Source organism: Phyllobacterium sp. CL33Tsu (assembly GCF_900113985.1).
GTDB lineage: Bacteria > Pseudomonadota > Alphaproteobacteria > Rhizobiales > Rhizobiaceae > Phyllobacterium > Phyllobacterium pellucidum.
The window spans coordinates 311,298-325,452 of the sequence record NZ_FORJ01000004.1 but is presented as its reverse complement, the minus strand read 5'-3'; the positions used below and the strand labels follow the sequence as shown (position 1 = coordinate 325,452).

12 protein-coding genes are annotated in these 14,155 nt (G+C 58.3%); 6 read left to right on the top strand and 6 right to left on the bottom strand.

Annotated features, from left to right (window positions below; translation table 11 throughout):
- Nucleotides 1-302: 302 nt before the first annotated feature.
- Nucleotides 303-1,310 carry a ligase-associated DNA damage response exonuclease gene (locus tag BM074_RS16615; protein WP_091923472.1) on the top strand — a complete coding sequence of 336 codons (1,008 nt, stop codon included), beginning with the start codon at nucleotides 303-305 and terminating at the stop codon, nucleotides 1,308-1,310.
- Complete coding sequence (locus BM074_RS16610; RefSeq protein ID WP_091923470.1) at nucleotides 1,310-2,935, top strand: cisplatin damage response ATP-dependent DNA ligase; 1,626 nt, start codon at nucleotides 1,310-1,312, stop codon at nucleotides 2,933-2,935. Before BM074_RS16615 ends, BM074_RS16610 begins: the two co-directional genes overlap by 1 nt.
- Before the next feature lie 4 nt (nucleotides 2,936-2,939).
- On the opposite strand, the gene BM074_RS16605 is transcribed toward BM074_RS16610, so the two are convergent.
- Together BM074_RS16605 and BM074_RS16600 are read right to left on the bottom strand one after the other, a co-directional pair.
- Entirely contained in the window at nucleotides 2,940-3,734 is a 795-nt protein-coding gene (locus BM074_RS16605; protein ID WP_091923468.1) for a DUF1295 domain-containing protein, read from the bottom strand.
- Between the two features lie 143 nt (nucleotides 3,735-3,877).
- Nucleotides 3,878-5,062 (bottom strand): TIGR02281 family clan AA aspartic protease, encoded by a 1,185-nt coding sequence (locus BM074_RS16600; RefSeq protein WP_091923467.1) that lies wholly within the window; start codon nucleotides 5,060-5,062, stop codon nucleotides 3,878-3,880.
- Between the two features lie 388 nt (nucleotides 5,063-5,450).
- On the opposite strand from BM074_RS16600, the gene BM074_RS16595 reads away from it, so the two are divergent.
- From BM074_RS16595 to BM074_RS16580, 4 genes are all read left to right on the top strand, one after another.
- The gene (locus BM074_RS16595) at nucleotides 5,451-7,046 is read left to right on the top strand and encodes a peptide ABC transporter substrate-binding protein (protein ID WP_027232278.1); all 1,596 of its coding nucleotides are present in this window, start codon (nucleotides 5,451-5,453) and stop codon (nucleotides 7,044-7,046) included.
- A gap of 225 nt (nucleotides 7,047-7,271) precedes the next feature.
- A complete protein-coding gene (gene oppB, locus BM074_RS16590; RefSeq protein ID WP_027232277.1) occupies nucleotides 7,272-8,195 on the top strand; it encodes an oligopeptide ABC transporter permease OppB in 924 nt (307 codons plus the stop codon).
- Nucleotides 8,188-9,327: an ABC transporter permease subunit gene (locus BM074_RS16585; RefSeq protein ID WP_091923465.1), complete on the top strand. Its 1,140-nt coding sequence runs from the start codon at nucleotides 8,188-8,190 to the stop codon at nucleotides 9,325-9,327. Before oppB ends, BM074_RS16585 begins: the two co-directional genes overlap by 8 nt.
- Before the next feature lies 1 nt (nucleotide 9,328).
- The gene (locus BM074_RS16580; protein WP_091923464.1) at nucleotides 9,329-10,936 is read left to right on the top strand and encodes an ABC transporter ATP-binding protein; all 1,608 of its coding nucleotides are present in this window, start codon (nucleotides 9,329-9,331) and stop codon (nucleotides 10,934-10,936) included.
- Between the two features lie 4 nt (nucleotides 10,937-10,940).
- Here the strand turns inward: BM074_RS16580 and BM074_RS16575 are convergent, their stop codons facing one another.
- The 4 genes from BM074_RS16575 to BM074_RS16560 are packed head-to-tail and all read right to left on the bottom strand — an operon-like array spanning nucleotide 10,941 to nucleotide 13,912.
- A complete protein-coding gene (locus BM074_RS16575) occupies nucleotides 10,941-11,360 on the bottom strand; it encodes an addiction module antidote protein (RefSeq protein WP_348271667.1) in 420 nt (139 codons plus the stop codon).
- Complete coding sequence (locus BM074_RS16570; protein WP_091923460.1) at nucleotides 11,339-12,274, bottom strand: carbohydrate kinase family protein; 936 nt, start codon at nucleotides 12,272-12,274, stop codon at nucleotides 11,339-11,341. Before BM074_RS16570 ends, BM074_RS16575 begins: the two co-directional genes overlap by 22 nt.
- Nucleotides 12,271-12,714: an RbsD/FucU family protein gene (locus tag BM074_RS16565; protein WP_091923458.1), complete on the bottom strand. Its 444-nt coding sequence runs from the start codon at nucleotides 12,712-12,714 to the stop codon at nucleotides 12,271-12,273. Before BM074_RS16565 ends, BM074_RS16570 begins: the two co-directional genes overlap by 4 nt.
- 1 nt (nucleotide 12,715) lies before the next feature.
- Nucleotides 12,716-13,912 (bottom strand): ROK family transcriptional regulator, encoded by a 1,197-nt coding sequence (locus BM074_RS16560; RefSeq protein ID WP_244532920.1) that lies wholly within the window; start codon nucleotides 13,910-13,912, stop codon nucleotides 12,716-12,718.
- Between the last annotated feature and the right edge of the window lie 243 nt (nucleotides 13,913-14,155).

Below are 14,155 nucleotides of genomic sequence, written 5' to 3'. Positions count from 1 at the left end.
TAATGGCGCGGTGTCGATGCGCCAAGTTTTCTTTGTCAGGATTGTACGGAGCCAAATGCGACCTATGTTCGTTGTCGCAAGATCCAAGTGATTGATGAGATGATGATGGTGATATTACCCCCCTCTGTCCTGCCGGACATCTCCCCCACAAGGGGGGAGATCGACTTGCAGAAATCTCGCAATCAACCGGCGACGTTCGCGGAAGAAGAATTTCGTTTGCATCAATATGGTCTCCCCCCTTGTGGGGGAGATGTCCGGCAGGACAGAGGGGGGTGTCTTTATCGCGCTCCCAATTTGCAATGATGCGCCCCGAAGCACTCCTATGCTCGACCCCCGCCGGGCTCTACTCGCCGGCCGGTGATTTCTATATCGATCCGGTACGCCCAGTTGACCGCGCGTTGATCACTCACGGACATTCCGATCATGCCCGCTCTGGACATGCGAAGGTCATGGCCACAAGGCAGACGCTCGATATCATGGCCCTGCGCTATGGTGCGGGCTTCGCCGGCCAGACCCAGGCAGCAGAGCTTGGTCAGACCACGGAAATCAATGGCGTATCCGTGAGTTTCCATCCGGCGGGGCATGTGCTTGGTTCCGCCCAAATTGCTGTTGAAAAGGAAGGAATGCGGATCGTTGCCTCGGGTGATTACAAGCGGCGTCCTGATCCGACCTGCCTCGGTTTCGAGCCAGTTGCATGCGATGTTTTCATCACCGAAGCAACCTTCGCTTTGCCGGTCTTTCGCCATCCAGACAGTCGCGATGAGATCGCCAAGCTGTTGAAATCTGTCGAGCAGTTTCCCGAGCGTTCGCACCTCGTCGGTGCCTATGCGCTCGGCAAGGCGCAGCGGGTTATCCGTATGCTCCGCGATGCGGGCTATGACCAGACGATCTACATTCATGGCGCGCTGGCAAAGCTGTGCGACTATTACCAGTCGCAGGGCATCCACCTCGGCAAGCTTGCGCCCGCGACGGTCGAGAACGGAAGTTCCGATTTTCGCGGAGCCATCATTGTCGGGCCGCCATCGGCGTTTCTCGACCGCTGGGCCCGCCGATTTCCTGATCCGGTATCATGCTTCGCCTCGGGCTGGATGCGCATCCGCCAGCGGGCGCGTCAGCAGGGCGTCGAACTTCCGATCATCCTTTCGGACCATTGCGACTGGGATGAGCTCACGCAGACCATCGGCGATCTCGGGCCGAAGCAGGTGTGGGTCACCCATGGCCGCGAGGAGGCGCTGGTGCGCTGGTGCGACCTCAACCATATCGCGGCGCGGCCGCTGCATCTCGTCGGCTATGAGGACGAGGGCGACTGATGGAAGAATTCGCACAACTCCTCGACCGGCTTGTTCTTACCCCGGCACGCAACGGCAAGATCACCTTGCTGGTCGATTACTTCCGCGTGACGCCGGACCCCGATCGCGGTCTTGCGCTAGCGGCGATCACTGGCGATCTCGACATTGCCAATGTCAAGCCGGCCATGCTGCGCGCGCTGGTAAATGAGCGCATCGATGAGCAGCTCTTCGCCTATTCCTACGACTATGTCGGCGACCTTGCCGAGACCATTTCGCTTGTCTGGTCGGCGGATGAGGCGGTGCGCGCCAATGCGGCGCCTTCGCTCGGCGATGTCGTCGCATCTCTCGCTCGGGCATCGCGCAGCGACGCCCTCCGACTGGTCGAGCGCTGGCTCGACCAACTCGACGCTTCGGCACGCTATGCCCTGATCAAGCTCGCCACCGGCGGCCTGCGTATCGGCGTGTCGGCGCGTCTTGCCAAGCAGGCGCTGGCGCAGTTCGGAAATGTCGATGTCGTAGAGATCGAGGAGCTATGGCACGGCTTGAAGCCGCCCTATGAGGCGCTGTTCGCCTGGCTGGAAAATACCGCGGAGAAGCCGCAAAGTCTTGCAGCCGCTCCCTTCCGTCCGGTCATGCTCTCGACGCCGCTGGAGGAGCCGGACTATACCCGCATCAATGCTGAAGACTATGCGGCGGAATGGAAATGGGACGGTATTCGCGTGCAGTTGACGGCGGAGGGCGGGCAAAGGCGCATCTACTCGCGCACGGGGGACGATATCTCCCATGCCTTCCCGGATATCGCCGATGCCATGGATTTCGAAGGCACGCTCGATGGCGAACTTCTCGTCGGTCGCAGTGCCGTAGACGGTATCGAGATTGGTGCATTTGGCGACCTGCAGCAAAGGCTGAACCGCAAGGCGGTCTCGGTCAGGCAACTTGAAACGCATCCGGCTTTCGTGCGGGTCTATGATATTCTTTTCGACGGACCTGATGATGTCCGCGCTTTACCCTTTGCCGAGCGCCGCGAACGCCTCGAGACGTTCGTCGAGAAACTCGACCCAACGCGCTTCGATCTATCACCGCTCGTTCCATTTGCTGGTTTTGAAGATCTTGTCGAACTGCGGCGCAACCCGCCACATCCGATCATTGAAGGACTTATGCTCAAGCAGCGCTCGTCATCCTATGTTCCCGGCAGGCCGAAGGGGCCGTGGTTCAAATGGAAGCGCGATCCGTTCATCATCGACGCTGTGCTCGTTTACGCGCAGCGCGGCCATGGCAAGCGCTCGAGCTACTATTCGGACTATACTTTTGCGGTCTGGACGGGTCCTGAGACGGAGCCGCATCTCGTGCCTGTCGGCAAGGCCTATTTCGGTTTCACCGACGAGGAATTGAAACGGCTCGACGCCTATGTGCGCAACAACACCACCGAACGCTTTGGCCCGGTGAGGTCGGTGCGGGCCGAGCCCGAACATGGACTTGTGCTTGAAGTCGCCTTCGAGGGGCTCAATCGTTCGAAGCGCCACAAGTCGGGCGTCGCCATGCGGTTTCCGCGTATCTCCCGCCTGCGCTGGGACAAACCACCCATCGAGGCGGATCGGCTCGAAACCCTTGAAGCCTTGCTGCGCGATACCGAGGCGGTCGACTGACTGGTCAACGTGGCGGGCGCGGGAAGAAAATGCTGGTGCGCCGTTGGTAGTCGCGAAAGGCACTGCCCCGTGTTGCCAGCATGTGCTGCTCGAGTGGCGGAACCCCGGAAACGTGACGCAGAAGCACATACATCAGGACGGGCGCGACCAATGTCAGCCAGCCATGAGCATAGTCGCCGTCGAAATCGGCGCCGATAAAGACATAGGAGGTCCATCCAAGCCACTCGAAGAAATAATTGGGATGGCGCGACCATGCCCAAAGTCCGACATCGCAGACCTTGCCGTAGTTAGCGGGATCTCTGGCAAACGTTCTTAGCTGCCAATCGGCGACGGCCTCGCCGAGGAGCGCAACAAGCATGATCAGCGCGCCGAGATAATCCGGAAATTCGAGCTCCGCATCGGGACGTGAAGCCGCTACGTAGACGCAGATTACCAGCATCGCCCCGGCGAAGGCCTGGCTTTGCAGGAAGAAGAACATGCGCGAAGCGGCATTGGGTCCCCATTCGTGCCGCAGCCTGACATAGCGGGGATCGTCGCCATTCTTCAACGTCCGGACGAGAATGTGGCCGCCGAGTCGGAGGGACCAGATGAGGACGAGTGCAATGACCAGATATTTGCGGTCGGCAGAAACTATATCGCTTGAGGCAGAAACGGCGAGCGCCGCTATCGTTCCGACACCGAAGGACCAGAATACATCGGCCCATCCATCGTTGCCAGTGACCCGCTGCACCAGCCACGCCACCGCCATAACCGCCGAGAATGCGATCGTCGCGATAATTAGAATGGCAACTGCCGACATTGGAACCACAACCCCTTCCAACTTGCGCGTGAAGTGAAGCTCGCACTGGAACGAGCGACTCACCGCTCATGAGTATACGTCACGCCGGACAATTCGGACTACCGGCCACAAAAGCGACTAGCCGCTCTGTCTGGCCAGGGAAATCAGTCGCGTTGCTTCTTGCTCTCGATGCGCCATTCCTTGGCGCCGAACGTTACGTCGAAGCGCGACAGGAACGAGCGCCCGAGCAAGCCGTCGGTACCGTCGTCCAAGGCATGGTCGTCGGCATGAACAACAGCTGCTACATCGTCGGCCTCGACTTTTCCAAGCTTCACTTTTTCCAGCGAAGTGCGCTGCGCCATGGCGATCCCGTTCGCCGTTTGCAACCGGACCATGTGATCGCGTCCAAGGCGTATCTTGGCCCTCTCGGCAAACGACTTGCTGAGCGAGACTGAGCTTGCACCTGTATCGACGATGAATGTTCCGGTCACGCCGTTTACACTGACCTGGGCGGTGATGACATCCTTCCCCTGGGTGGGAAATCGATCGCTGCCCGTGGCATAGCTTTCGGCACATTTACCCTTGCGGCTATAGTCCTTGATGATCGATTGGGTGCGCGGAGTGTCGTTTTCAGATGGATCAATGGAGATCCATGTCTGGATCGGCGTGATGGCCTGGCAATATTGACCGAGAGCCGCATAGCTCAGCGACAATCTACGAAAAACGGTGCTGTTGAGCGATTTCAGATCATCGGTCAGGCCAATTGTCGAGTCGTACTCGTCTATGGCTTCCTGGTAGCGCTTGGCGTCCTCGAGAATTTGTGCCCTCATGTAATGGTTCTGGGCCAAATCGGGCGACATAACGATGAGATCGTTCGACACCTTCAACGCCGCATCCAGATCGCTCAGGCCGTACAATATGTCCGCGGCATTGTAGAGCGCGACGTCAGAGGGATTGCACTTGGCGGTAAACGCCAGAAAGACCTTCGCGGCCTCGCGGCGATAGCCTTCTTCGCGAAGGTCGTCCGTAAACTTATAGGTGGCTTGCCAATCGCACGGTTCTCTTACGAGGATGGCGAGATTCCTGGCCATGGAACCGCTGCCCGCAACCTCGGCAGGCAAGGGCTGAATATCGAAGCGCCCATAAAATTCCGGTGAAATCCCGTTCTGAGCTTGGCTCGCAACGCCCTTCGACGGACGACCATTCAAGAGGTCTTCGCCGAATAAATAAAGCGCGATTCCACCGGCTGCGATGAGCAAGATGACGATGATAATGAAGCTGTATGCGCTCCAGAAGGTTTCGCGTGGCGGCATTCCGCCGTTCCGGTCGTTCCAATCGACGTTAAGCATGGGCCGCTTTCAAAATTCATTATGAAAAAGTCTTGAGTAACCCACTATGCAACAGGAGGTGGGAGCCATGAAATACGACCTAAGTGCTACGAATTTATGCTATCCGGCAGCCGATCCGATGGGTTTCGCGTCCGAAATCGTGTCCTAGACAGCAGTTTTCCACATGATCCGCGGTTGTTCTGTCCCGATTCCGAATCTGCCGCATTTTCCCGATAAAGCGCCGCCAAATGACCATTTGGTCCATATGGTGCAACAATTTTTTGACGTGCTCGTAAGCCCCGTGGGATCAAAATATTACGACTAAAGTATTATACCCTCCTTGCGTTTGGGAAAATTTTGTCATTTGTTCATGCCTTCGCAATTCTCTTAGAGGGGAAGGAAAAGAAAAATGACCTTTATGAAACTGAATATCCGCGCGGCAATGCTGCTTGGATCGCTGATGATGGCGGCAAGCCCAGCGCTGGCCGAAGCCGTGCTTCATCGCGGCAATAGCGGTGAGCCGCAGACCCTCGATCAGTCACAGACTTCCATCGATATCGAAGCCTTCATACTGAAGGATCTTTACGAAGGCCTGACGATCTATGACGCCAATGGCAAGATCGTTCCGGGCGTAGCCGAAAGCTGGACTGTATCCGACGACGGCCTCGTCTATACGTTCAAGCTGCGTGAAAACGCCAAGTGGTCCGATGGTTCGCCGGTCGTTGCTGAAGATTTCATCTTCTCGATGCAGCGTGAGGAAGACCCGAAGACGGCTGCCGGCTATGCCAACATTCTTTATCCGATCAAGAATGCCGAAGCGATCAACAAGGGCAAGATGCCGGTGGACCAGCTCGGCATGAAAGCCGTCAACGACAAGACGCTTGAAATCACGCTGGAACGCCCGACGCCTTTCTTTATCGAACTTCTGTCGCACCAGTCCGCACTGCCAGTCAACAAGGCGAGCTTCGAGAAGAACGGCGCCGAATTCGTCAAGCCAGGCAAGCTGGTCGGCAATGGCGCCTTCAAGCTGGTGGAGCACGTTCCGAATGACCACCTCACGGTCGTGAAGAACGAAAACTACTGGGACGCTGCCAACGTAAAGCTCGACAAGGTCATCTTCTACCCGCTCGAAGACCAGGCCGCTGGCCTGCGCCGCTACGAGGCCGGCGAACTCGATCTCGTCTATAATTTCTCCTCCGACCAGATCAAGCGCCTGCGCGACGCCAATCCGAAGCAGGTTCATGTGACGCCTGCCGCCGCGACCTATTATTATCCGTTCGACACGCGTACCGAACCCTTCAACGATGCCCGCGTGCGACGCGCCTTGTCGATGGCGGTTGATCGCGACTTCCTCGCCAAGGACATTTACGACGGCACGAAACTTCCGGTCTATTCGCTGGTTCCTCCGGGCCTTGAAAATTATGGCGAGCCGTCCAAGGCCGATTTCGCCGGAATGTCGCAGCTTGACCGCGAAGACAAGGCTATCGAGTTGATGAAGGAAGCCGGATACGGCGAGGGCGGCAAGCCGCTCAACATCGAAATCCGCTACAACACCAACCCGAACCACCAGAAGGTTGCGACAGCCGTCGCCGACATGTGGAAGAAGACCTTCGGCGCCAATGTAACGCTGATGAATCTCGATATTTCGTCGCACTACGCCTACCTGCAGGAAGGCGGCAAGTTCAACGTTGCGCGCGCCGGCTGGACCGCCGACTATGCCGACGCCGAGAACTTTCTCAATCTCAACGTCAGCACCAACAAGACCTTCAATTACGGGCACTATGAGAACCCGGAATTCGATGCGCTGATGAAGAAGTCCTATGAAGAGCGCGACCCCGCGGCCCGCTCCAAGATCCTGCATGAGGCCGAGGCGCTAATCATGAAGGATCAGCCCATCGCCCCCTTGATGAACGATGCCAATCTCTGGCTCGTCTCCGACAAGGTGAAGGGTTGGGGTGACAACGCCAACAATGAACATCTGAGCAAGTATCTGAGCGTCGAATAGCATCGTGGGCGCAACCCGGTTTTTCCCGGGTTGCGCCGTTCGTTAGCCCGGCTCGCAATGCGGCACGTTCCGACAGAACAACAGTCAAGAGCGCTAAACCGGTGATCCTCATGGGTCGGCCGAGCGGAACCATTTGCGCCGTGCAACGGGATGATGCAGTCTTCAAGTTGAGAGAAACACAACCTCATTCTTGAACTGTTCCGACAAGAAGAAGAGACTAGTTCGATGTTTCATTTCGTCCTCCGCCGACTGGCGAGCGCCGTGCCGACGCTGTTTATTGTCGTCACGATTTCCTTTTTTCTCATGCGCTTTGCGCCAGGCGGACCATTCAACCTGGAACGACCTTTGCCGCCGGCGACGATGGAAAACCTGATGCGGGCCTACCATCTCGATCAGCCGCTATGGAACCAATATCTGCAGTACCTGAAGAACGCGGTTACCGGCGATTTCGGGCCGAGCTACATCTACAAGGACAACACCATTGCCGAGCTCATTGGCAAAGGTCTTCCTTACTCGGTCCAGCTCGGTACCTACGCCTTGCTGTTCGCCTTGATCGGCGGGGTGCTGATCGGAACGATCGCGGCGCTCAGGCAGAACAGTTTCATCGATTTCCTTGTCATGTCCGTGGCAACGACCGGCGTCACCGTGCCAAATTTTGTTGTCGGCCCGATCATGACCCTGATCTTCGCTCTCATGCTTGCCTGGGTTCCGGCCGGCGGCTGGGGCGACGGATCGCTTAAATTCCTCATCCTCCCGGTGATCACGCTGGGCCTGCCCCAGCTCGCGGTGTTTGCTCGCCTTACGCGCGGGTCGATGATCGAGGCCCTCCATGCGGATCACATCCGCACCGCGCGCGCCTACGGCCTGCCTGCGAAGGTGGTGGTCGTAACCCACGCCATGCGCGGCGCGCTTCTGCCGGTCGTTTCCTATCTCGCGCCTTGCGCCGCCGCCTTGCTGACTGGCTCGGCGGTCGTCGAGTCCATCTTCACAATTCCCGGCGTCGGTCGCTATTTCGTTCTGGGCGCAATCAATCGCGACTATACGCTAGTGATGGGAACGGTCGTACTCGTTGCCATTTTCGTCATTGTTTTCAATCTTGTGGTCGATATTCTCTACGGCCTTCTTGATCCGAGGGTTCGTCATGACTGATCTGATCGATGTTCCCACCACCATCATTCCTCCAGAGGAATCAAAGGGTCGCAGCCTGTTCCAACTTGCGGTCATGCGCTTTCGCCGCAACTACGCGGCGATGGCCGGCTGCGTCATGCTTGCGCTTATCACGATCTTTTCCTTTGTCGGTCCCTATTTCCTGAGCCACACCTACGACCAGGTGTTTCCGTCCTACGTAAACATGGGTCCGAGCCTCGAGGCCTATCCGAAGGCCGATACCCTCAACGACGTGATGAAGGGCGTAGCAAGCCGGGCTCGCGTCGAGCTTAACGAGTTTGCCGTGGATGGTAACAACTTCACCGCGAGCGTCAGCTCCGAGCAGCCGATCGATCCCCGCGTGACGCGCTATTTCGACCGGGCCAACGAGTTTGAAAACACCAAGGTCACGGCCACGGAAAATGACGGCAAGACCCTGAAGCTCGCGGGCGAGGTCAAGCGCGAGTACTTCCTTTTCGGCACGGACGACAATGGCCGCGATCTCATGGCGCGCGTCATGCTAGGCGGACAAATCTCGCTCGCCGTTGGTTTGCTTGCCAGCCTGGTTTCCCTGGTTGTCGGCGTAGTCTACGGCGCCATCTCCGGTTATATTGGCGGGCGTCTCGACAATGTGATGATGCGTCTCGTGGAAATTCTCTATTCGCTGCCCTTCGTCTTTCTCGTCGTCGTACTTGTCGTTTTCTTCGGACGCAGCTTTATCCTGATATTCCTGGTGATCGGCGCGGTGGAATGGCTCGACATGGCCCGCATCGTGCGCGGCCAGACGCTCGCGCTGAAGCGCCGCGAATTCATCGGCGCTGCGCAAGCCCTGGGACTGACCGATTGGCAGATCATTCGCCGCCACATCATTCCCAACACGATCGGTCCGGTCATCGTTTTCGTCACTGTGGTGGTGCCGAAAGTCATCCTGCTCGAAAGCTTCCTTTCCTTCCTCGGATTGGGCGTGCAGGAGCCGTTGACGAGTTGGGGCGCATTGATCTCGGCCGGCGCCAACAAGATGCAGTCTTCACCGTGGTTCCTGATCTTCCCCGCGATTTTCTTTGTCCTGACGCTGTTCTCGCTCAACTTCATTGGCGACGGATTGCGCGATGCTCTCGACCCGAAGGACCGCTGATATGACGGACACCAAAGAAAATATCTTGTCCGTACGCGGGCTGAAGGTCGACTTCACGACACCCGACGGCGACGTCAATGCTGTCAAGGGGATCGATCTCGACGTCAAAGCGGGCGAAACCCTTGCGGTCGTCGGTGAATCCGGCTCGGGCAAGAGCCAGACCATGATGGGCATCATGGGCCTCCTTGCCAGGAACGGCAGGGTAACGGGCTCAGCGAAATACCGCGGCAAGGAACTGGTCGGTCTGCCGCTGAAGCGCCTTAACGAGGTGCGCGGTTCGAAGATCACCATGATCTTTCAGGAACCAATGACCTCGCTGGATCCGCTCTATACTGTGGGTCGCCAGATCGCCGAGCCGCTCGTCCACCACAAGGGAATGACTTTCAAGCAGGCAAAGGTGCGTGTCCTGGAGTTGTTGAAGCTCGTCGGCATCCCCGACCCGGAGCGGCGCATCAACAGCTATCCGCATGAAATGTCAGGCGGACAGCGCCAGCGCGTCATGATCGCCATGGCCCTTGCCAACGAACCGGATCTGCTGATCGCCGACGAGCCTACCACGGCGCTCGATGTGACGATCCAGGCCCAAATCCTCGACCTGTTGCGATCACTGCAAAAGCGTTTCGGCATGGCCATCGTGCTGATCACCCATGATCTCGGCATCGTCAAGCACTTCGCCGACCGCGTCGTCGTTATGCGCCGTGGCGACGTCGTCGAACGCGGCAGCATCAAGGATATCTTCGAAAATCCGCATGAGGATTATACCAAGATGTTGCTTGCCGCAGAGCCGAGTGGAAGCAAGGAGCCGCCGGCCGACAATGCGCCAATCATCCTCGAGGGGCGCAATGTCGCGGTCGACTTCGCCATTGGCGGCGGATTCTTTACCAGCGCGAAGACCATGTTCCGCGCGGTAGACGGCGTAAGCGTCCGGCTGAAGAAGGGCCAGACAATCGGGATTGTCGGCGAATCCGGTTCAGGCAAATCGACCCTGGGCAGGGCGCTGCTGCGGCTCCTGCCAAGCAGCGGCCAATATCATTTCGGCTCGAAGAATATCTCCAATTTCGACCGATCCGCCATGCGCCCGCTGCGGCGCGAATTGCAGCTGGTATTTCAGGACCCATACGGTTCCCTGTCGCCGCGCCAGACCGTCGGTGAGATCATAACCGAGGGCCTGTTCATCCACGAGCCGCAATTATCACGCGCCGAGCGCGACAAACGGGCAATTGCTGCGCTCAAGGAGGTCGGGCTCGATCCCGCAGCGCGCAATCGCTATCCGCACGAGTTTTCGGGCGGCCAGCGCCAGCGCATCGCCATCGCCCGCGCTGTGATCCTCAAGCCGAAAGTGGTCATACTCGACGAGCCGACGTCAGCGCTCGACCGTTCCGTGCAGGGACAGGTCATCGATCTTCTCCGAGACCTCCAGGATAAGCACGACCTCTCCTATATATTCATCAGCCATGACCTTGCAGTGATCAAGGCAATGTCCGACTACGTCATCGTCATGAAGAACGGCAAGATTGTCGAGGAAGGCGATACCGAGGACATTTTTGAAACGCCGACCCAGAACTATACGAAGACCCTGATGGCCGCCGCGTTCGATCTGGAAATATGAGAGTTCAAGCAGCGCGCGTCGTGGTAACGGTCAGCTTTACCCCAAGTGCGCTGACAATTTTTTGGACAGTTTCGTATCGAAGCTTTGAACTGGGCCTGAGCGCTTTATAAAGGCTCTCTCGACCCAGGCCCGATACTTCGGCGATTTTGGCCATTCCTCGGGCCTTGGCGACGTCTCCGAGCGCTGCGATAAATACGTCAGGATTGCCGTCTTCAAGGGCTGCGGCGAGGTATTCAGCGATCATGTCGTCGCTGTCGAGAAACTCCGCTGCGTCGAATTTGGTATCCTCAGACATCCGTTGCCTTTCCCATGCCATCGCCCGAGCCCGCGCTATATCGCGTTTTTGCGATCTTTTGTCACCACCGACCAGAAGCAAAAAGACCGCTAGAATTGTTTGACGAACTACACCAACTCCGATCGCCACGGCGGGTTGGCGCCCGCGCGCGATACCGTCACCGCGGCCGCTTTCACCCCCAGCGACAACGCCTCGCGGACTTGGCCTTCAGTGAGGCGCGTGACCGCGTTCTTGGTTAAAAGGCCCGCTTCTTCAAGGGAAGCCAGTACACCGGCGGTAAAGGTATCGCCAGCGCCGACCGTATCGACGACGGGAACTTTCTGGGCCGAGACTTGCACTGTAAGGTCCGCCGTATAACCTGTGACACCGTCGGCGCCGTGGGTAACGAGGATTAGTTTCGGTCCGCTCTTATTTGCCGGCACGATCCAGCGCCGGGCGATCTCGTCCATCGTTCCGCTCTCGCCGAACCAGCGCATGTCCTCATCGGAGATCTTGAGGATGTCGGTCATGGCGATCATGCGGCGCATACGGGCCATGTGCTTTTCACGGTCAGGAATGAAGCCTGGGCGAATGTTGGGGTCAAGAATGGTCACACGCTTCTCGTGCTCGCGTGCCATCAACGCTTCATAGGTCGAGCCGCAGGGCTCCGGGATAAGGCTAATCGCGCCAAACTGTAGGGCGGTTATATCGTCGCCCAGCTGTGGCAGATGTTCGACTGCAAGCGAACGTCCGGCGCTGTTTTCGTCATAGAACATGTAGCTTGCCTGACCGTCGGTCAAACGGACGAAAGCGAGGGTCGTCGGCTGCTCCGAAATATGGGCATAGGTGGTGCCGACCTTGTTGGCGGCGAGACTGTCGAGCAGCATCTGCCCGAAAAAATCCGACGAAATTCCGGAAAAGAACTCCGTTGCAATTCCGAGCCGGCCGAGCGCGATGGCGGTATTGAAAACAGCGCCGCCCACATAGGGTGCAAAGGCAGGCTCTCCTGCCTCGCTCTTGCGCTGCAACATGTCGATCAGGGCCTCGCCACAACATAAAATCATAGGTCAATCTCTCTTGGATAAATGACACCCTTGCGGATGATAATATTGGCATAGAGCCGCGGTTCACTTGTCGCAATGATCGTGTGCGCGGCTTTTACACGTGCATAGAAGGCATCGCCGGCCAGTGCAACAAGCTTGAAACCCTTGGCACGGCGGGCACAGACTTGCGTCATTTCTTCGTGTACCGGATCTGCAAGAGCGGGATCGCCTTTTACCGAGGCACGAAACAGCGCCTCCGGGACGAAATCGTCGACGGGCAAGACTTGCAGGATAGCGTCGAGGAGGGGAATGAGCGGCAGGCCGTCCGCACGAATAAGGCGCCTTGCGTGTTCCAACGCCGGGTAATTGCCGTCGACAAGTGCGATCTCGTCGCCGTGGCCCATGGAGCGCAGGGTGAAAAGCAGTTCCGGCCCCAGCATCGGCGGGATTCCGATGAGCATCTCAGTCCACCTTCCTGTAGATCTTCTGCCCGATCAGGAAGCGGTCGGCGAGCGGAAGGCTGGCCGCCCCGATGGCGCGGGCGTGGATGCCGACAGTCCCCTCGAAAATCGCCGGCAGTTGCAGCCCTTCAAGATCGAAAGTCCCGACATGGAGGCGTACAGCGGCAACGATTCGCGCGCGCACGTCTGCAGGCATCCAGCCGTCGATGATCGCCGCCTCGAAATCCACCACGGATGAAGCAGCGACAACCGCCTGCGCGATGGCTTTGGAAGCCTGGTTGATCCATGCGTCGAGTTCGCCGCCCATCGGCCCCCAATCCTCGGGCGAGGCCCAAAGCGGGGAGGGGTCGCGGCCGAGGCTCGCGACGACCTTCTCGAGTGCGGTGATCGAGGCCACATCGATCAGCTGGCGCGGCGCGCCGTCGGGTCCCGGTACCGGCATCGAGCCGAGCGCGCCGGCATTGCCGCTGCGCCCCGGATAGAGATTACCGCTGATGACGATGCCGCCGCCGATGAACGAACCGATATAGAAGTAGACGAAATCGCTGATGTCCTTGGTCTTGCCGAACACGAGTTCCGCGCCGCAGGCGGCCGTCATGTCGTTCTGCAGGTATACGGGGTAGGGACAGAGCGCTTCGATGCGCGCGCGAATATCGCAGTCGCGCCACTGGTCCATGATTTCCTGTGGACCTCCGAGCGTGTCGGCCCATTTCCAGAGTTCGAACGGAGCGGCGATGCCGATGCCGGCAATTCTGTCCCGCTGCCTCTCCGTCAGGCCTTTTGTCATATCGTCGATCGCCTTCTCGGCAAATGTGAAGATCGGCTCAGGGGCTGGATAGTCGTAGGAAATATGCAACAGCGAGCGGATGTTGCCGACAAAATCGATCAAAACGAGATGTGCGCTGCGCCGCCCGATCTTAAGTCCGAGGAAGAAGGCACCTTCCGGATTGAGGGACATCGGAATAAGTGGCTGGCCGATCCGTCCGCGCAGGGGCTCTTCGCGGGTCAGGAGTTCATCCGCTTCAAGCATGCGCATGATGATAGAGCTGGTTTGTGCCGAGAGGCCTGTCATCCGGGCAATCGCAGTTTTGGCAAGGCTGCCATGCTGGCGCAGCAACGACAGCACAACGCGCTCATTGTGCTCGCGCATCCCGCTTTGATTTGTGCCGTGGTGAAGCGGTGGCCTGGTTCCTCCCATGCCTGCCCGCTCAGTAGCTCGAATGCCCAAGTGGGACTCCTCCCGATGTCTTCCGACAATGGCGGCATGAAGCCGGAGTGTCAATATTAAATCAGAGTGATTTATTAATGTTGACAGCCCGAGGCGAGTGGTATTTGCTAGGTGGAACACTTGGCCGGGAGGATAACTGTCCGAGGTGTTAGGAGTTGAACAAGGGACCGGCAGGGCGCCGGCCTATCGCGGACTGGCGCGATTTTTTGGGAG